Origin of the sequence: Rhodohalobacter barkolensis (assembly GCF_002834295.1) — a bacterium.
Classification (GTDB): Bacteria; Bacteroidota; Rhodothermia; order Balneolales; family Balneolaceae; genus Rhodohalobacter; species Rhodohalobacter barkolensis.
The window spans coordinates 515,363-536,221 of the sequence record NZ_PISP01000001.1; the positions used below are offsets into that span (position 1 = coordinate 515,363).

8 protein-coding genes and 1 pseudogene are annotated in these 20,859 nt (G+C 41.3%); 5 read left to right on the forward strand and 4 right to left on the reverse strand.

Going from position 1 to position 20,859, the window contains the following annotated elements; translation table 11 throughout:
• Positions 1-444: 444 nt before the first annotated feature.
• Positions 445-798, reverse strand: a complete 354-nt coding sequence (locus CWD77_RS02080) for a hypothetical protein (RefSeq protein ID WP_101071570.1) — start codon at positions 796-798, stop codon at positions 445-447.
• Between the two features lie 195 nt (positions 799-993).
• On the opposite strand from CWD77_RS02080, the pseudogene CWD77_RS02085 reads away from it, so the two are divergent.
• Both CWD77_RS02085 and CWD77_RS02090 read left to right on the forward strand, forming a co-directional pair.
• Positions 994-1,327, forward strand: a pseudogene (locus CWD77_RS02085) (type II toxin-antitoxin system RelE/ParE family toxin).
• A gap of 13 nt (positions 1,328-1,340) precedes the next feature.
• Positions 1,341-1,667 carry a helix-turn-helix domain-containing protein gene (locus CWD77_RS02090; RefSeq protein ID WP_101071571.1) on the forward strand — a complete coding sequence of 109 codons (327 nt, stop codon included), beginning with the start codon at positions 1,341-1,343 and terminating at the stop codon, positions 1,665-1,667.
• Positions 1,668-1,789: 122 nt separating this feature from the next.
• Here the strand turns inward: CWD77_RS02090 and CWD77_RS02095 are convergent, their stop codons facing one another.
• Together CWD77_RS02095 and CWD77_RS02100 are read right to left on the reverse strand one after the other, a co-directional pair.
• On the reverse strand, positions 1,790-2,326 hold the full coding sequence (locus CWD77_RS02095) for a hypothetical protein (protein ID WP_133120152.1): 537 nt from the start codon (positions 2,324-2,326) through the stop codon (positions 1,790-1,792).
• Between the two features lie 444 nt (positions 2,327-2,770).
• A complete protein-coding gene (locus CWD77_RS02100; protein ID WP_101071573.1) occupies positions 2,771-4,006 on the reverse strand; it encodes an aspartate aminotransferase family protein in 1,236 nt (411 codons plus the stop codon).
• A 241-nt stretch (positions 4,007-4,247) separates the two neighbouring features.
• On the opposite strand from CWD77_RS02100, the gene CWD77_RS02105 reads away from it, so the two are divergent.
• Entirely contained in the window at positions 4,248-4,793 is a 546-nt protein-coding gene (locus CWD77_RS02105) for a DUF6252 domain-containing protein (RefSeq protein WP_101071574.1), read from the forward strand.
• 95 nt (positions 4,794-4,888) lie between these two features.
• Here CWD77_RS02105 and CWD77_RS02110 read toward each other — a convergent pair whose 3' ends face one another.
• Complete coding sequence (locus CWD77_RS02110; RefSeq protein ID WP_101071575.1) at positions 4,889-7,066, reverse strand: Tex family protein; 2,178 nt, start codon at positions 7,064-7,066, stop codon at positions 4,889-4,891.
• Between the two features lie 231 nt (positions 7,067-7,297).
• On the opposite strand from CWD77_RS02110, the gene CWD77_RS02115 reads away from it, so the two are divergent.
• Positions 7,298-9,025 (forward strand): hypothetical protein, encoded by a 1,728-nt coding sequence (locus CWD77_RS02115; protein WP_133120153.1) that lies wholly within the window; start codon positions 7,298-7,300, stop codon positions 9,023-9,025.
• 48 nt (positions 9,026-9,073) lie between these two features.
• The gene (locus CWD77_RS02120; protein ID WP_101071577.1) at positions 9,074-20,857 is read left to right on the forward strand and encodes a prefoldin domain-containing protein; all 11,784 of its coding nucleotides are present in this window, start codon (positions 9,074-9,076) and stop codon (positions 20,855-20,857) included.
• The last annotated feature ends 2 nt before the right edge of the window (positions 20,858-20,859 follow it).

Consider the following 20,859-nt stretch of genomic DNA (forward strand, 5'->3'; position numbering starts at 1 on the left):
TGTAGTCGGTTGAAGATCTTGCCCGTGATCTATAAGTGATGTATCACTGCAACCAGCCAATAAAAGTATGCATGTCGAAATAGTACAGATTGAAAAACATCGCTGGAATCCCATAATTCCCTCCTTTATTAATTATTAAGAAATGACCTGATTTTACACCGGATTGCTAATCAATGCGAGTGTTAATCAGATTAGAGGAGAATATGAGCGTAGAGAGGGATGAACACCATACAAAAAAGGATGATAAACATGTAAGAATGTCTCAATACCAAACCACTAAAGTATTCAAGAGAGGTTCTGTGATTGTGATCAGATTCACGTTGGGTTGATTTTTTACTTTATATGAATGAAACTGAAGTCGGTATGTACAGTTCTCCTCTTGAAAAAAAGCTTTATTAAAAGTGGGAGAATACTATTTACTTCACAAAGTCCTATTTAATGGTGTTATGCAACGATCTTTTTATACCCTTTTCTTTCTTTCATACCCGCGTAAAGTTGAATACCACCACCGAAAAGTATTACGTAGGTCACAATTGCTCCTGGATTGAATAAAAGCGAAAGTACACCAATAACAGTAAAAAATGCTCCAGATCTAACATTGATCTTAATCATTTTAATTTTTCTTTGAACATTTTCCACCATATTTCCAGCTGCAAGTCTTGAAAGCCCTTCGTCTTCCATTAGTTTTTTATTTACCTGTAAGGATGTTTTACCGTTATGTAATTCAGTAGCAATCAGATCAAAATTTTTTGGCTTGCCTGCTGAATAATCGCCAATAAGATTTTGTAGAAAACTCATTTGAAATTCAATTTTAGGATTTTAGTTGCATAACGGTTTGGTAAATAAGCGGCGCCGTTGTCAATTTATTTGGTAAATGTTGATTCCCTAATCTATCAGATTCCATCGAAAAAGCAAGGCGGTGACCGGTTGATTTGTTGGTTAAGAACCTGACTGATCTATTGCTTGTTTATGTCAATTTCGACATATTTAGTCATGTCTGAAAATGATAAACCATTAGTATGGATTCAAGGCGAAGTGAAAACACCGCCTTTTTCTGTTGATGCCAGATTAAAAGCCGGTTTTCTACTCAGAAGACTACAAAAAGGCGAACTGCTAGATTTGCCCGATTCCAGGCCGATGCCATCGATTGGTAATAGCTGCCACGAAATTCGCATAAATGACCAAAACAAAACTTGGAGAATCATCTATTTCCTCGATGAAGATGCCATAGTGATTCTGGTTTTTTTTTGCGAAGAAAACTCAAAAAACACCGCAGAAAGTAATCGATGTATGCAAAAAGCGGTTAGCACGTTACAAAAAGTACTAAGAGACAATTATTCATGGAAAAGAAAAAACAAAAAAAACTGGAAGAAAAAGGATATCGGGTAGGCTCTGCGGCTGATTTCTTAGAACTGACGCCTGAAGAAGAAGCGTACATCGATATTCGACTAGACATTAGCAATCTGGTAAAAACTCAACGTGCAAAAAGAGGATGGACACAAGAACAGCTTGCCCGGGCAATCGGCTCAAGCCAGTCACGCATTGCTAAGCTTGAGGGCGGCGATCCCGGGATATCGTTGGATTTGATGATCAAAGCACTTCTTCGACTTGGAACATCAAAAAAACAGATAGGAAAACTATTGGAAGGAGAGTTAGAGCTAGCCTGATAGAGCAGGGTACTTAATGCCCTTGCGTTTAAGCGGCAAGCCGATATGTTAAAATTTAGGCCCCGAAATCTAAATGAGTCAGCTTGAAACGCCTTGCTATTTTACCAGCTATGTAGGGTGAGTTACTCTTTTATGATTGCTCGAAATTCCCCAGAAATATTTGATTCGTAATTTGAACTATTTACTGCAATAAGCTCAAAACTTCCCACCAATAATTCGTCTGATTTTTCATCAATTTTAATAATACCAGATTTAATATCGTGGGCGTCAAGTGTGTTTGGCTGAATGAATAAATTTTGGAAGAAAGTTGTTCCTAATTCCAATTCATTTATGTCAGTTTTCCAAAGTGAATTTAAAGATAACCCGATATTAATGGTGTATTCAGTTATTTCTCCATTAAACTCTCTTGTATTTGTAATCTCTCCCGTTTTAAGAGTTAAGAATAAAACTGAATCTTCTAAAACATATTGAACTCCATCTCTTGTAGGAACGGCAATTTCAAAAAGCGCATCACCATCAAAATTATTTCCATCTTCAACTTTTGCAGTAAATTTCCCGTCCATAAGTTCGTCAATATCCGAACTTGTTGAACTTGCACAGCTAGTTAAAAATATTGTACTAACTATCAAGAGAGGACTTAAAAGAGTTAATAGTTTCATAACGAAATGAGTTAATTGTTATGGATGAGTAATACTATTAATAATCTAGTAAAAATCAGGAAAAATAATATCTATTTATTCACCTTATACTTAGGGCTTAAATCAGTTAAATAATAGTTTAATGCATTAAATAAGACAATTAGAGATACTGCAGAGTTAAATAAACTTCTCTCAGGTTATATAAAAAAGTCAAACAATAGGGTGAAATAAAATATACTCAAGGAATGGGAAGCATCAGTCTCTAAGCTGAATAGATACCCCGAATCGAATCTTCATAAATAAAATGGTTTTTAAATAAGAAAGAAGATTCACAACATGGTGACCATTGTGATAACCTTTGCGTTCATTGTGGTATAAAGAACCAGGGGTGATTAGTTAACGTAGCATCAAGATATCCGAATGATGAACCGCATAGCGGAAACCGAATACCGTATACCGTAAACCTTACTTCTCCACTTCCTTAATCGACTCCACCAGCACGTCAATCACCCGGTCAATTTCCTCTTTTGTAATGATGAGGGGAGGGACTATTCGAATGACCACTTCGGAAGCACAGTTGGAGAGAACACCGCGCTTTAACATCTCGTCAACAACCTCTCGACCCGGGAAGTTAAGCTCTACTCCGATCATCAGTCCGAGTCCGCGTACCTCTTTGATGGCATTCCAGTTTTGGGAGAGATCCTTCAGTCGCTGCATCATATAATCACCCCGGACACGGGCTTTCTCACAAATCTCTTCATCCTCAATGGTTTTCAGAGTTTCAAGCGCAGCTGCACATGCCAGTGGATTCCCACCGTAGGTCGTACCATGATTGCCCGGGGAAAATGCCTTGGCAAACTGCTCTTTAGCAATAACGGCTCCAATGGGGAAACCTGAACCAAGCGCCTTGGCTGATGCAATGATATCGGGTTCAATGCCATAGTGCTGAAATGCAAACATTTTTCCGGTTCGGGCGATGCCGGTTTGAACTTCGTCCAGAATGAGAGGAATGTCATTTTTATCGCAAAGATCTCTTGCTGTTTCCAGAAACTCCTTTGTAACCGGAGTTATTCCGCCTTCACCCTGAATCGGTTCGAGAATAATTCCTACGATATGTTCATCAACCGCATTTTTCAGAGCTTTTACATCGTTAAACGGAATTCGTGTGAAACCGGATGGGAGAGGGTCATAACCTTCGCGATATTTATCCTTGCCCATGGTGATGGTTGCAAGCGTGCGTCCATGAAATGCCTGTTCCATCGAAAGTACCGTTCCGGTTTTTCCTTTCAAATAGGAGTAGCGGCGGGCCAGTTTAATAGCACCCTCAACGGCTTCTGCACCGCTATTGCAGAAAAACGCCCGATCCATTCCGGATACTTTAACCAGCTTTTCAGCCAGATCACTCTGCGGCTCGTTGTAGTAGAAATTGGAGGTGTGCATCAACCTGGCAGACTGCTTCTGAATCGCTTTGACGATGCGCGGATGACAGTGACCGAGGCTGTTAACCGCAATCCCGGCCAGGGCATCGATATATTCATTCCGTTCATCATCCCAAACTTTAGCCCCTTTTCCTTTTACCAAGGTAATGGGATATCGGTTGTAGAGATTGAAGTGATATTTGTCTGCCTTCTTTTTAGCAGGCTGTTTGCCTATGAGAGACTTGACAGTTTTAAGCACTTTTCCGGTGATATTGGCAGACATAATCAATTTTTCTTGTCGTTGATGGATCGTTTCCTGAAATGTATAAAAGAGGTGTTTGAATCGCTAAAACAAACAGGAAAACTTTATGGCAAGTTCAATAAAGTGTAGCGGTATTTTATAGCCTGAATCAATATCTGGATCGCAGTTACTTAAAATAATTGCAGGAAATGAGAGTCTTTGATTTTATTCTGCGCTATTGCAGGTATACACATAATCTTAAATTAAAATGATCTGCAGAATAATGAGAAGAATAACATATTTAATTGCAATAACATGGATTGCCGGACTACTGACTCTGAGCTGTTCTGAATCGTCGGTTGGAAATGATGATTTGGGCCTTGGAAATGCAACTTTTAGCGTATCGGGAGATGTTGAGGGCAGCAAATCAGGAATGGCTGATTTTAGCGGTTTTAACATGAACAATTTGTATTCCTGGGATATCTCCATCCACGATTTTGATCCGCAAACCTTTTCATTGCAGTTTATGATCGTTTCAGATAGTGAAATTGAACAGCCCTCAACAGGAACATACAGCATCGGAAACGAACCGGACTCTGATTTTACAGCCAGTTTCACCGATACCGAAGATGGGTTTGACAATTCCGTAGAGTATAGCACACTATTTGGAGAGTATTCAGGAACATTGACGATTACAGAGTCGGGCAGCGATGTTATAAAGGGAACGTTTAGTTTTACAGCCGGTGAGGAGAACTTTGACCCGGAAGTGCCTAACCGTGAAGTTTCTGTGACAAATGGTGAATTTGAAGCCCGTCCCAGAATGCAGTAAATCCATTCAGGTACGGACTTGGAGTTGAAAACCGTCTGTACCTGAAATTTTCAAAAAAATATGTAAGCCAAGCAGCAACTCTGTGGTTTTTTGAATTAAACCAACGCCAGTCCAATTCGGCCTCTTTCCACATCAATATTTGTAATCTCCACATTGATAATATCTCCTACGGAAACCACATCATGAGGATCTTCCACGCGTTCGCGGCCTTTACTCATATTTGAGATATGGAGCAGTCCATCCTGTTTTACACCGATATCAACAAAAGCGCCAAAGTCGACCACGTTGCGAACCGTTCCCTCTAAAGTCATTCCGGTTGAGAGATCCTCCATCTTCATTACATCCTGTCGCAGAAGCGGTTTCGGCAGAGATTCACGGGGATCGCGTCCGGGTTTCTGAAGGTTTTCGAGAATCAGTTCAAGTGTTGGAACTCCAATCCCAACCTGCTCAGCTACCTCTTTTTTGTTGATGCCGGCAAATGTGGATTCAATTTTCTTCTGTTCGGATGAGAGTTTATCGATGTTAATTCCAAAGAGATTGCAGAGTTTTTCGGTCGCTTCGTAACTCTCCGGGTGGATGGCGGTATTGTCGAGAGGGTGTTCGCCATCGGGAATTCTCATAAACCCGGCCGCCTGCTGAAATCGGAAATCACCTACGCCTGAGATCTTCATAATCTGTTCGCGGTTGTTGAATTTCCCTTTTGCTTCGCGGAATTCAACAATTTTTTTGGCAACATTCCGGCTTAATCCGGAAATATGAGTCAGTAGCGGAGCACTGGCGGTATTTAGGTTCACACCCACTTCGTTCACGCAGCTCTCTACAACATCATCCAGCTTTTTAGCGAGCTCGGTTTGATTCACATCATGCTGATAAAGTCCGACTCCAATCGATTTTGGATCAATTTTAACGAGTTCAGCCAATGGATCCTGGGCACGTCGTGCAATGGAGATGTTTCCTCGTTGTGGTGCATCCAGATCCGGAAACTCCTCACGTGCAACCGTTGATGCGGAGTAAACGGAAGCACCTGCTTCACTGATAATCAGATAGTTCAGATTCTCTTTTTTATTCAGCTCTTTTCGCTTTTGAATGACATCGGCAATAAACTGTTCAGTTTCACGACTGGCCGTTCCGTTTCCAATAGCAATTAAAGTGACACCATATTTATCAATCAGTTGATTAACCACTTTTGCACCCTGCTCTACTTTATTCTGTGGAGGAGTGGGGTAGATGGTGGTTCCTTCCTGGTATTTTCCAAGCTCATCAATAATGGCCAACTTGCAACCGGTTCGAAAAGCCGGATCAACCCCCATCACAACCTGATCTTTTAAAGGTGGCTGGAGCAGTAAATTTTTTAGATTTGTAGCAAATGTCTGAATAGCATGTTCATCAGCCTGCTCGGTCAGTTCATTGCGAAGCTCTCTCTCCAGGGATGGCATCAGCAGTCGTTTATAAGAATCCTCTACGGCATCCTGCAAAAAGGGAATAAAAATGGAGAGATCATTGCTGATCACTACATCATCAATATTTTCAAGCGTTCGACTTTCATTCAGCTCCAGGTTTACAAAGAGTACGTTTTCCCGCTCTCCGCGATTCAGTGCCAGTATCTGATGCGGTTTCAGATATTGAACCCGGTTTTGAAAATCATAGTAATCTTCAAAATTGGTTCGTCCTTCAACAACCGGATTTTTTTCGGATTTGATGATTCCATGTTTGCGAATAATGGTTCGCAGCTCATCCCGAACCTCTACCGACTCATTGATCCATTCTGCAACAATATCGAGGGAGGTTTTGAGTGCGGTTTCAGCATCCGGTATTTCATGCTCTTCGTTGATGTACTCCTCAGCATATTTAAGTGGGTCACCCTCGGTAATCTCCTGATTCCAGATTATCTGAGCCAGCGGTTCAAGACCTTTCTCTTTAGCCATGTCGCCGCGTGTTTTCCGCTTTCTCTTATAGGGCAGGTAGAGATCCTCCAGCGTTTTCAAATCTTTGCACGCATTGATTTTTTCTTCCAGCTCATCGGTCAGCTTATCCTGTTCATCTATTGCTTTCAGAACGGTTTTCTTACGGTCTTCCAGGGTTCTTTGGAACTCGATCGCATCCCGGACAGCACGAAGTTGCTCTTCATCTAATCCTCCGGTGGCTTCCTGACGGTAGCGGGCCAGAAACGGAATAGTGGCGCCTTCATCAATAAAATCGGCAACGGTCTTTACCTGTTTGGATGAAAAATTGAGTGTTGATGCAATGTGGTTAAAAATCTGTGAGTCGGTCATCGGGGTTGCTGCTTAAAAAATTCGTTCTGAAAATGAGGGTTGATAATACGGTTTTGTACAGGTTCAAATCAAAAAAGTTCGATCTTCGTCAAAGAAGAATCTGATTATAAGGAGATCCAGTATGGTGTTCAGAATAATCAGATCTGCTATTGAAAACATTCTAAAAATAAATGAAAGTTTTTTGAAGGTACTTACGCTTACATAATAAATAGCAATAAAAATATTCGGGAAGTGCCTCATAGATTAAAAATTAGTTTGTTGGTCATCACTCTGATCTCTCTCGCTTCGGCACAGAGAGCATTCGGGCAGTTCAGCACATTTCTTGAAGAATCCAATATCAGTACTGCAACGGCAGGAGGGAGCATTGGATTAACGGCAAGTGCCTATTCGGTGGATGGGATTGAAAACCGCCGTGCTCCGGGTATGATTCAGACCAACGCCAACATGAACTTCAACCTGTTTGGGTTTAGTTCAGGAATAAATATGAACTACTCTACGGATGATTCTCAATTCCGGCAGAGCATGAACAACATCAGTTTTAATGCAACGTGGAGATGGCTGAATATTCAGGCCGGCGACGTCAGCGCAAGATTTTCGGAATATGGTTTGAGCGGTGCTACGATACGCGGTGGATATGTAAGGATGGATCCCGGGAATTATCTATTGGAGATTACGGGCGGCCGATCGAAGAGAGCGGTACGTCCAAGCCTGGAATCAGGTTTTAGAAGACCGGCTTTTCAACAGTGGGCCGGTGGGGTGAAATTGGGTTATGGGAGTACATCCAGCTCCTATTTCCATTTGAGTACGTTTTATGCCAGAGATGAGAAAAACTCCATTACGGGATCGAACCTGGATATCGAACCCCGCGAAAATCTGACAATGACCCCGGATTTTCAAGTTGAGCTGTTTAACGGAAGATTTACGATTGGCAGTCAGGTTACAGCCTCGATCTTCACTCGCGACCTCAACAGTTCAGTGGTATCGATGGATGAAGTGAATATTCCATCTTTTTTCACAACATTTTATTCGCCAAGAACCAGCACACGAATCAACTATGCAGGAATAGCAGATGCCAGCATGAACCTGGATCTGTTTAGTCTTGGATTAGGATATGAACGTATTCAACCCGGTTTTGAATCACTGGGAAGAGGAACCGTTCGTGACGATCAGGAGAGAATTAAAATCAGCCCGACTCTTAGGTTGATGAACAATCGGATTAATATCAGTTCAAATATAGCACTGGGCAGAGATAACCTGTTGGGAAATCGGGTTCAGACACAAAGAAATACAAATGTGAACTCCAACGTACAGTTCGTTATATCGCAAGACTTCAGCCTGAACACGACATACGGATTGGTACTGAACAATATTACAGCTGAAGAGATTGACGGACAGACATCGGGCAGTAGTCAGTCTCAAATATCACATAATGTGATGGTTCAGCCCAGTTTAACACTTCGGGGTGAAGAGATAACGCATAATATCTCTCTGACCGGCGGATATATGAGTATTGAAAGCAGGTTTGATAACCAGGGGGGGATGCCGGCTGATAATTACGGCTCAGAATCGATTACTTCTGCTTTAAACTATGCGATTACACTTCCTATCGGACTCACCCTGAACTCCTCGGTTAACTACATGACAAATAGTTCTGATGGCATTGAGATACAGAATTTCGGATTTAATTTGGGAACCAGCTATGCCTTTTTTAACCGGAGCTTAAACGTGAGTGCCAATGCCGGTATGAACCGGAATATAAATGAGAGAATAGGTCCGGGCGATCAACTTACGGAAACAAATATCCAACAGCTGACAGGGAGTCTGAACTCCTCTTATAACCTGACGGACAAAGATTCTTTTGATATTACTCTGCGCACCAGAAGCAATAGTGTGTTAACCGGTGCCGGAAGAGAGTTTGCAGAGCTTGAAGGAAGTTTCAGATACCAGAGAAGATTTTAATTCAGAAATGTGAAGATCAGTTTGAACGAAATTAAAAGTCATTTACAGATGGGAATAACAAAGTTTTTAAAACTTTTTGTGGTTTTGACGGGCATGCTGCTGCTGTTTACTCAGCATTCCTATTCTCAAAGTTCTACACAGGTAAACATTGTAGGTATACCTCCTGTATTGACATCACCGTTTGCGGATAACATTGAAACGAATTTTAAAACGGGTCAATACCAGGTCATTTTCAACTACTCCAGCTTCAGCAGTCAGCCTGTCGATTTTGTATTTGAATTCACCCTGAGACGAAATAACCGAACCATTATTGAGTTTGAATCCTTGCCAAGGGCATTTACACCGGGCAGCTATGTATTTTCCAACTTTTTTGAAGAGGTGGACTTTCCGTTTACTCCAAAGGATGTGCTCAATCAACTGGATAAAGAACTGCAAAATCAGGTTGTACAGTCGGGCTCAATCCCTGAAGGAAACTACTCCATTGAGATCACTGCCCGTCCCAATGTGCAGCAGTCAGGTATTAATTCCATGCCGGGCAATTCCATATTTACCGTTCGTTATCCACCGTCACCCATTTTGGTATCTGTACCGGATGGGGCAAACTTATTGTTAGAAACTCCAACGTTTTCCTGGACTCCGGTCGCCAGTTCAATGGGCGGCCTTTTTGAGTATGAATTTCTCTTGGTTGAGGTTTTTAAAGGACAGACACCGCTTCAGGCTATCAACAGTAACCGTGAGCACGCTTTTGAAACATTAACCGGTCAAACTACATTGCCTTACACACTTCAGTATCTGCCCTTGGAGGAGGGAGCAACCTACGCGTGGCAGGTAACGGCAAAGGACGCAAACGGACAACTTCCGATTCAGAACGACGGAGAGAGTGAGATTTACACGTTCACGTATAGGGATAAAGGGGCAAGTGATGAGGTGATTGCATCATTAGATGAACTGAAAGAGATTCCTTTGGTGCCCGGTTTTGCCACCGTCAATAATTTTGAACGGATGCGCGTCGAGGAGACTCCCAATTCATTTATTCTAAGCGGTTTGGCTACGCTGAACCTTGATTTCGTTACTTTGGGTCCGGTATCCATGCAAGCCGAACTTGATCGAGTAGAAATTCAGAAATCAGCTTCACTTCAAACACCAATTTTAATGGGAGGGAAGATTTCTGCACGATCTAAAGGAATTGAAGAATTAGCAGGTCCACTGTCTGACTACGTTGAAATTCCTGTCGTGACATGGGATTTTGCAAGTGGTATCGGAGCTGAATTAAATGTTAAAACCCCTGCAGGTTCAGACATGAGGGCAAGTGGTGATATGTCCCTGAATAGAATGGGATTGAGTGGTCAAGCAAGTATCAACGGTACACCTTTAGTAGAATTTGGAGAGGGTCCTTTATCAGTTGAACTAACTTCATTAACTGTAACATATCCTGAAGCACAATTGCGTGCTAAAACCAATGCAAGATTTTTAGGTGAAGAGCTTTGTGAGACGCCGGAGTTTCCCTTATTAGATGATAATTTCAGAATCAGACTTGATTGTACTATTGACAAGGATATCTCAATGGTAGATCAATCGGATCTGCTTGTTCTGAATTTAGAGGATGTGAGTGGGGAGATCATCGGCTCACTGAATAGTGATGAATTTGATTTCAATTTAGCAATGCGCTCAAATATTGATCTTAAAATGGAAGACGATCAATACTGTGGAGGATCAACTTTTATTCAATATTCATCTGAAGATGGATTCAGTGCCGGTCAATTTACTCCTAACTGTACAATACCTCGTCCTGAACTGGACCTTGGGTTTTTAAAGGCTTCAGTTAACAACATTGAGTTGGAGCAACTTTCCTTAAGTGAAGAGGGGAATGAACTCGATTTTGAAGTTTGGTTTGATTCGCAATTATCCTTTCCAAACAATCCCACTCTGGCCCTGCCGGCACTTGAAGGTGTTAGAATAACAAATTCGGGAATTACTTTTCCGGATGCACTTTTTGATGGAAATGATATTCCTGTAAACAACACTTTTGAGCTCGGTGATTTTGAGTTGCAACTGGAAAGGTTTGAACTGGATCCATTCACTTTTCCCTGGTTCGACTGGGATGGTGAAGGAGTAGGCCCCTGGAGCTTTAATTTAGATGCAGGACTGGAACTCCCGGTTTCTGCCGAACTTCCGGGTTGTTTCTCTTCAACGACTCTCGGTGTCGAAAATGCCTCTATCTCTTCAGACGGTGATGGAGAATTTGCTGTTATGGGTACAATTAATGCGGATAATGTTGCCTCCTGCAGTTGGGAGTTAGGCCCCGGATTCAGTATGGATATCCACAATATTGGTGGTGATGTTGTAATGAAGCGCGCATCTGAAGGTTTTAGTGTTAGAAGTGATATTACTTTTGACGCCGACTTAAATGTGGATGAACCATTTGCATGTAGTGAACAATCAAGTTTTGAACTAAACGATCTTTCAGTGAGTCTTGATTCCGGTCTTAATGGTAACGTATCCATTCAAAACCCCGATTGTCCGCTGCAAATCGGCCCATATACCGCCGATATCAATCAAGCTGAAATAGAGTTTAATTACAATGATTCAGACGGTCAACAGATTGCACTAAGCGGAGGTGCTTCATTAGACCTTGGTGATGGGAATAGCGCAGATGGTACATTTACCATGGATCTGAAAACCGGTTTGTTTACAGATATTAATTTTGAAATTGACGGGCCATTTGAATGGGGAATTCCGAAAGAGGATCCGGTATTGGCATTTACGATTGATGAAGCCTCGCTTTCGAATGAGGGGATGATGATTAATGGACGTCAAACACTTGATCTCGGAGAAACTGAAATTGGCACTACGTTTGACCAACTGTTAATTGATTGGGATACTTACGAAATATTAGGTGGGCGTATCATCTTTGACGAGGCTTTTAACCTAACTGCGGGTGTTGATCTGGAAAATAACGCCCTTCAGTTTGAGGCCTCAACGGATGATACCACAGCATCTATTTCCCCGGGTGTCATGATGGGCCTCGCGGGTACTGTTCAAATCGACTCATCAGGTGTAAGATCTGCCGGTACAGCGGCGGCGGCACTAAATATCGATGGACTTGATATTGGGGATCTGGAGGTAGAATACAGTGATGATTTTGCCATAGAATTGAATCCGTTTCGTGTTCAATCAGGAGAAGTCAATTTTAACTGGAATGAACAACGGGTAGCATACGCCAATAACAGCGGATTTTTCCCTGACCTTTCGTTCTTCTCAAGTGAGTTTTTACCGGACAGAATACCTCTTCCAAATAACGATGTAGCCTATTTGCAAATTCGTGATGAGGATACCGGAGAATTGATCATATCTACAGAGCGGCAGGACAATGGAACATTCTTAATTGAGACGTTGGAAGATCAGGAGTTAATGCTGACTCTACCACTGCTTCAGAGAGGGGATGAAGCAGTGCCGCCATCTGTTGCAGTCCAACTAAATGATCTGATTATCAATCCTTCGAACGGAACGTATGTAAGCGGTTCGGTTTACACATCCGTTCAGGAAGGCAGTAACCTTGCAAATCGTCCAAATTTACCATTTAACATAAAAGAGATTCAATATTCAAATGGGGAAAATGCAGATGGTGATGAAATGCATGCACTCTTTTTGTCAGGTTCACTTAATCTTTTTGAACAAGAACTGGAAGGACAGGATATAACGCTCTATGCTGATTCTGATGGTTTTATTAGAGGTGGTGTAGATCTGCCAGATTTGAACACGGTTATTCCGCTTGAAGGACCGGGTGGCCATGTCGTTCTGAGTGCTGATTCACTTGGCGGTGGATTTGAGTGGAATCCGCAAAATATAGCTGCTTCTCAATTTAATTTGGACATCGTAGGTGGGTTCGAAATTCTTGACTTTGATGGTAATCCTGTGGTTCGATCTCAGGTAAGTCTGATGTATGATGAATTTGGTATAAATCTGAAAGATTTTTCTCTTGGAGAAGATTTTGACGGGTACGATTTTAACTTTGGTTTTTTCGATCTGAAAATACCCTCTATCAATACACTGAATCTATCATACGACCCGCAACAAGGTTTTGATTACCATGCAGATCTCGATTTCAATCTAAGTTTTGATATTAACGGTCAATCCATCCCATTTCCTTTAGAGAATGTTGAAATCCGAAAAGATCTTGGGTTTGTTATTCCCTCACAAGACATTCACGATGGCAGCTTTCCCGGTTTGAGTTTACCATCAGTCGAATTCGGTGCATTTAAATTGGAACCACTAGCCTTACGGATGGATCGGGATACAATTGATGTAAACAATTTCACTGCAGGAGATCTGCTCGATATCATGCCCGATCTCGATTTCGAGTTTTCAATGCCCGGATTCCAGGAATCCATTCCTGAACTTGCCAATCTGAATATGACCGTTCAGGGAGCGAATTTTAGTGAGGGAATTTTCAACGGAAATATTCTGCCCTTAGAATTTGATGAAGTACCACTGTTCTTGCCTTTAGGCTCAGGAGCCGGTATCAATTTGAGTGAAATTGGAGGATCACTCTTTGCAGAGGATGACGGCCAGGGATTCTCCATTCAGTTAGACGGTGGTTTTGTTCTTCCTGATTTCTTTTCAGATGCCGATGAGTCCTGTGCAATGCCCAATGTTCAGCTGGATGTTACCCGCGACGGTTATTTCTCAGGTCAACTATCAAACTTTGAACCATGTGGTGATATTGACCTGGGTGGATTGAAACTCAATTTTGGAGAGACACTTCTTGAGTTTTCACATGAGGATGATGAACAACTGGCAACAATAGACGGTGGTGTAACTGTAGAATTAGAAAACACAGACGGTGATTTAATTGAAGCTACAGGATCTTTGAAATATGATTTGATCAATGGTGGAATAGTGGATGGCAGTGTACAAATTGATTCCCAATTCCCATGGAATTTCCCTAGAAACAACTCCATTTTTAAGTTCTATGTAAACTCAGCCACACTCAACTCGAACGGGTTGGTAATTAATGCTGATGGTGGTTTGAACCTTGAGGATGATGTTTCCATAGATGCTACATTTAATAACTTAACACTGGATCTTTCAACATTTGAACTAACGGATGGTTCAGTAGAGTTCGACAGTCCATTTGCACTGGATGTTGGTTTTGGCCCAAGAACCTGGAGTGTAAAAAATCCGGCCACCGCACCTGAGTTTGATAATGGAGTTCGCATGACCATTCCGGGAAATATGGAGTTATCCCATGATGGTTTGTTGGTTAATGGAGAAGCCGGTTCAGCTCTCTATTTTGGAGATGAGATATATGATGGCATTAGCGTAGATTTTATCAATACTCGATTTCTCTTCTCACCAGATCCACAAATTAGTGAAGGTCGTGCAGATTTCTTGCACCAGGAAGATGGTGAAGATGAACCAGAACGGCTTGCATGGTTCGACAGTGATGGATTTCATCCGGATAACCTGGCCGGCGCAGTTTCCCTGCCGGATACTCTCGGGCTACCGGACAAAGATATCGCATATATTGTACTGAAAGATGATCAAGGACAAAATCTGGTACAAAGTGAAAATGTAGAAGATGGCTTGAAAATTTTTACAACTGATCCGGTTGATTTAGTTATTGAATCCTTTAGTGGGGAATTCGGTGAGTCGTATTCAGTATCGGTAACGTTTGATAGTTTGATTGTAAACTCAGCTTTAGAAGTTACTAGCGGCAGTATTATTGCAGATCTTACCGACACACCTTTAAGTCTTCAGGAAGATATGCCACTTCCAATCGGTGTTCAAAAACTTGAGTATAGAAATCAGTCAGGTGAACATAAACTTTTTGCGGATGTTCAGTTAGATCTGCCCGGTGAACTATCACAGATAGCGATGATTGTTGAAGATCTGTTATTGACTAAAGATGGGTTTGAAGATGTTAATATAGCTTTGGGTGAATACAGCGAGACATATGATGCAGATGTTGACACAGTTATTGCTTCGTCAATGTTTGCCGATGACAATTTTGAAGTCGCTGTTCGAGGGGCAGAGTTTGGATTCGGTTCAGATCGCTATTTTAGATTTTCGGGAGATATAAGAAGTCAACTTTTCCGAAATGATGAGGATGAACAGGTTGTGGTGCATCTTGCTGCGGGATATGAAAATACAGATTGGAATTTTTCAGTGGATACCGCTCACCTGGTTCCACAGAAATTGCCAATTGGAATGTCTGAATTAATTTTAGATGATGTTGGGTTTGAGCAGATTGAAGAGGATTTTGCGTTAGTTATCGATAGCCGATTAAAATTGCCTGAAATACTTGGAGAGGAGACTGAAATTGGTATAAATGGTTTACGTGTGGGAACCGGAGGTGTAAGTTTAGAAGAGGTGGATACAGAAGCTTATTCTGGGCAAAAACTTACTCTGTTTGGGCAGCAGGATATTTTAACGATTGCGTCACTCGGTATTGAAATAACGGATGATCTGCACCTTATCGCTGATTTGAGCGGATCACTGGAGTTTCTGGAGAGAACATTTGATGTAGACGACCTTAAAATTGGTACAGACGGTACATTCTCAGTTGGCGATGGAGGTGTTAATCTGATCGGTGACGGACCGAAGAATTTACTGGGAGATAATCTGATCCTTACTACCCTTGAGATTGGAATGGTTGAAGATGTAGCCACACTTACTGCATTAGCCGATTTAACACTTCCAGAACCGGTTGAAACAAACTCAACGGTTGGATTAAGCATCAATCAATTGGGGGAGATAGATATTCAGCAACCGGATATTAACTTTTCAGGTGTTTCAAAAGAAATTCCGGGTTTTGCAACCATATCACTGGATGATGCTGAATTTGAATTAAACAGCCTCGAAGAATTGGATTTTGGTTTCTATGCTATGGCAAGTGTGGAAGCGGGAGGAGAAACCATTGAATTTGGTCAGGCAGGAAATACTGAAAACTGGGGGATTCGCTATCAGTATGGAGGAAGTCTTGAATGGAGAATTACAAACAGCCCATCATTTGAATTTGAAAATGAGATGTTTGCATTTAATGTAGATGGTGTATCTGCGGAGACCGAAGAATCTTTTGTTCTGCAGATGAATGTTGGTGCAGAACTAAAATTAGCAGGAGTTTCAGGTTCAATTGCATTCGACGGTATGGAGATTGATGCCGGTGGTGAGTTTGATTTAGGAACATTTTCCGAATCAGATCTAGACATGGGCCCAGTTTCGGTAACAATAGAATCGTTTGAATACTTGCCGGATGGTGGCACAATAACACTCGATCAGGAATCGGGCAGTTCATCAGATGAAAACCCTGAAATAGAAAGTGTGGATATTGAGGTTTCCGAATATCTTACCTTTGGTGGCAGTATGACACTGCCCGGTTTTAGTGGCAATGTGAAAGAGATACTTTACTACCGGCAAGGCTCAGATATTTTCTTCAGTGTAAAGGACTTTAATGCTGAGCTAAGTGATATGGCAAGCATAACAGCTTCCCTTGAATATCAAACAGTGGGTAGCGAGTTTGAACTGCTTGTTGCCGGTGCGGCGGAATTCACACCTCCCGAGGGCGATACGATTGGACTTGCCGCAATGGGTAGAATGGGGAATATAGGAGGAGAGTTTAGTTTTGGAATTTTTGTGAAGGCTGATGTTACCGTCCCTGTTTTTCCAGGAGCGCTAACCATGACCTCATTTGGTGCCGGGTTTTTCTACAATGCTAAAAGTAGTGACTTTGATCATGTTTTGTCATTAACAGATCATGAGATTACATCCGACAGTCCGCCATGGGAGATAGAAGGCGGCAGTTACGACTTTGCAATTATTGCTTATGCCGGTGTAGGACTAATCGGTGAAGCAGGAACTTATGCTATTGAAGGTTCTGCTATATTACTGATTACTGATAGTTGGCTTGTATTGGATCTTGATGGTCAGATATTTGATGGCGAAGCGACTATTGACGTGGGTATGTATTTAAGTGTTCAATGGAATCCAAGTTTTCAGTTGGATGGACAAGCAACTGCCAGCTTAGACAACTCGATTGCCTATGCAAGTTTTGATCTCTCAATAACTATATTGAAAAATCAAGATGAAACAATTTGGGGGGTAGAAGCTAACATCGATGTTGAAGTATTAAGTGTGATTACACTGGATGGAACATTTATTGCCGGTAATGATGGTTTTTATGCGGAGATTAGTAAAGGGCATACTTTGGATGTTTCCATTATCTCTGCATCTGTTAATATAGACTTGTCACTGTGGTGGGTCCGTGGGGAACAGTTTGGGGCTTTTGTTGAATTTGATGCATCTGCATCTATACTTGCCGGAACAGTATCAGGTTCAGTGAGCTTTAAGGGCGGGCTTATAGTTGATAGTGGTTATCTTATCTATGCATATGGTAAACTGGAAGCAGAAGTTCTATGGGGAGCCGGCTCAGCAACTTATGATCTGAATGTATCCATTGAAAATGGAAAAATTGACGGTGGAAGAGGCTCAAATAGTGATTATGAAAGAGCGTTGAGAGATGCACAAGAGGATGCTGAAAACATGAACGACAATATTACTGCTGCGATTGATGCAGCGCAAGATCTTAGTTCGGTTGTACAAGATCGAAGCAGAGATACAGAAGCGCTTGCACAAGCCGGTGAAAAAATATTGGGTGACGACTTTAGACGTAAATTCACCTATGCAGCAATGAGAATGGTTGAAAAAAGTTTAACAGGTGATGTTCCTCCAGTCTATGATTCGATATATCAGGCTATAATAGATGCTGAAGATATCCCTGAAAAAAGTGATTATAACCTTCAAATGCTTCAGCAAGAACTGGATAACACTGTAGACATTCTTACTACTTCTTTAAATGAAGTAAATGCTGAACTATCACAACTAGAGGCAGTTATTATTGAATATCAGGAAGATGCTGAGACTTCATTGGAAGATATTCTGGAATCACCTGTTCAAAACCTTCAAACGACTTGGAATGGTGATCAACCGCCATCTTTTGATATTGAACCTTCTCAAGATTCTGAGAACAGGGGAGCTCTTGAAGATTACAAAGTAGAAGTTGAAGCGATGGAGCAGAAATTTGAAGATGCTATTACAGGTATTCAGTCTAACATTACATCATTAGAAAACGTGCTTTTTTCTGATGAATTGGGACTCAATAGAGTTGCAAAAGAATTTCATGATGTAACATTGCAAATGGATAAACTCTATGCGAATCTCGCCTCTCTTTACTGGGATATGAATCGATGGGCGATTAATAGCAGAAATCTCTTTTTAGACACTGATACAGATTTAAGTGATGCTGTTGTAGGCCAGGCCGAATCTATGTTGGATGGAGAGGGAATACAATTTGACTTTGAGGATACAGAGTTGTTGAATCCGGGGTCTAGCTTTACTAGTACCAACTTCTTTGACTTAACACATATTGCAGCTGTCAGAAGTGCCTTGGTTGAGATGAATTCAGTTGAAAGTGATGGCTTTAACAGTGCCTACAATTCTGAAAAAGGTGCACTTGAGGATATGGTTGATGCTGACCAATACGCAAATTTTGCGAACTCTTTTGTTACAAGAGCGAAAGAGTTTTGGTACGACGTTCCAATGCTTGGATATACCCAACTCAGGGATGACGCAGTAGTGGAAGCTGAAGCAATTGATGGAATGTATGAGAATGCTTTAAGTCCGCTTAAAGTGAGTTATGTACAGTTTACCAATAGAATTGATGACCTTTACGGAAATAAACATGCTATCCATGCTACCTATGAATCTATACTTAGACATTACATCACATGGCGGGAAGATGTTTTTGTGGGAGATGACAATTCTCAATATGAAACGCTAAAATCTGAAAATGCAGAGCAATCTAAAGTTCCAAATATAGGCTCCATTTCTATGTCGTACGAGCGTGATGGTTTTGTTAACAAAGTCATGGCAGATTGGAATGTAACCCATTCATCAGGCATCAATCCTGAGAACAGTTATTACATATCTGATAATAGCGGATCCTTAGTATTTAATGAAGAGTTCTTATCTATAGGTTCTGATACTGATCTAAGCAGATTTCTTTTTAAACGCTCCGAAGATGAAGATAGTCGCGATATGACTATCAGAGTTAGAGCCAGAGGGCCTTCAGGTTTGTCTATAACCAGAAGCGAAACATTTACAAGAAGTCTTAATCCATCAGTAACTACTTTTGGTTCATCTATAATGACTGGAAATTGGAATCATATAGGTACGGATTTTTACGGGGGAGGACTTCATCAACCTCAGGAAGGCAGCAAACCTGAAACACCGACCCTTGAAGTGCCATATCCGGCTGATGAGTATGTAAGTTACATACGAATTCCCACACCACAGGGTATGATGATGGAACCGGTTGATATGGCGAGATACTGGACTAACAACAGTAATAGTCTTGAGTTTACAGCATCTTCATTTGATGAAGAACTGGATATAGCTTCATTTAAATACATGGTTGGTACAAGTCCGGGAGACTCAACTCTCGTAGGTTGGACCCAACAATTGGGTACCCCTGTGAACGGGAGTGCATCTAATGAGCAGCACTATGAGATCTATAATCTAAATCTGCTCGAAGGTGAAGAATATTACATTACAGTTCGTGCAATTAATGGTGGTGGTGTAGAAAGTGATCCAGCTTACATTGGCCCCATTAAATATGATGAAACACCACCAACCCAACCGGGCAGTGTGGGCAATGCGTTTAATCACCCAACTGTTGTAAAACTTGGAGATTCAGGCACTTTTAATTCAACAGTGTCTTACGGAAGTACAACTACAAGACAAACCCCACCAAAAGAGGATGCAGTGATATCAATTAACTGGTCAGGTTCGTCTACTAGTTCCGGTTCAGGCATCTATGGATATAAGATTGTTGTTTCGGAACACGACACTTATCAGATGGCTGAAAATGATGGTGAGGTGTTCTTCAGTGAGGGTACATCTTCCGGTTATACAATTTCAACTGATAGACTTGATTTTGAAACAGAGTATTATTTCTATGTTTTGGCTGAAGATTATGCAGGGAACACAAGCGATCCTATTCAATTGGGCCCGGAAATGGTTGTGGACCCAACTTCGCCAACTGCCCCATCAATAGTTGCAAAAATAGAAAATGGTATTTTAGGAGTTTCAATGCCGAAAGGTTCTATAGACAGAGAATCCGGATTAGATTATTATGAGTATACATTTATTAATGAAAATAGTGGTCAGATTATTTCTGGTGCGGGAGGAGAATATGACCCATCATCAAATCAGCAACCTTCACCAAGCTCAAAAAGCAGTCGAGGTACAGATGGAATCGATTCAGGAATTGGTGGTTTTGGAGGTTCATCAACCACTAACACCTTTATTCCTCTAAACACGAGTAACCTAACGGAAGGTGTGCCATTGAGAGTAGTATTTAAAGCTGTAAACAATCAGGGTGAAAAATCCCATACCGGTGAATCGGGACCTATAATCTATGATTCTAGCAAACCTGAGATTACAGTGTCTGCACTTGACTATGGCGATCACATAGAAATAATAGTAAATAGTGCAGAAGATCCTGAAAGTGGAATTACTGATGTTGATTACAAAATTGTGAGTGGATCACAAACCATAAAAGATTGGACGACAATGCTTAACATAATAAGTCCATCATTTAGCAATGTAAGCAGTACTAAAACATTTCAGTTAAATGGTTTATCTGCTGATAACTTAGAAGTAATATTCAGAGTCAGAAATGGAAATGGCATGGAGAAAACCAAAACTAAAACTCCGACTGAGCCAATTCAGATTATTTACATGGAGCCGGTATTTATGCAAATGTCATACTAATA

Excerpts from the sequence above, each read along its gene's own strand:
- CWD77_RS02080 (WP_101071570.1), bottom strand. The coding sequence starts at position 798 with ATGAGTTTTCTACAAAATCTTATTGGCGATTATTCAGCAGGCAAGCCA.
- CWD77_RS02090 (WP_101071571.1), top strand. The coding sequence starts at position 1,341 with ATGGAAAAGAAAAAACAAAAAAAACTGGAAGAAAAAGGATATCGGGTA.
- CWD77_RS02095 (WP_133120152.1), bottom strand. The coding sequence starts at position 2,326 with ATGAAACTATTAACTCTTTTAAGTCCTCTCTTGATAGTTAGTACAATA.
- CWD77_RS02100 (WP_101071573.1), bottom strand. The coding sequence starts at position 4,006 with ATGTCTGCCAATATCACCGGAAAAGTGCTTAAAACTGTCAAGTCTCTC.
- CWD77_RS02105 (WP_101071574.1), top strand. The coding sequence starts at position 4,248 with ATGAGAAGAATAACATATTTAATTGCAATAACATGGATTGCCGGACTA.
- CWD77_RS02110 (WP_101071575.1), bottom strand. The coding sequence starts at position 7,066 with ATGACCGACTCACAGATTTTTAACCACATTGCATCAACACTCAATTTT.
- CWD77_RS02120 (WP_101071577.1), top strand. The coding sequence starts at position 9,074 with ATGGGAATAACAAAGTTTTTAAAACTTTTTGTGGTTTTGACGGGCATG.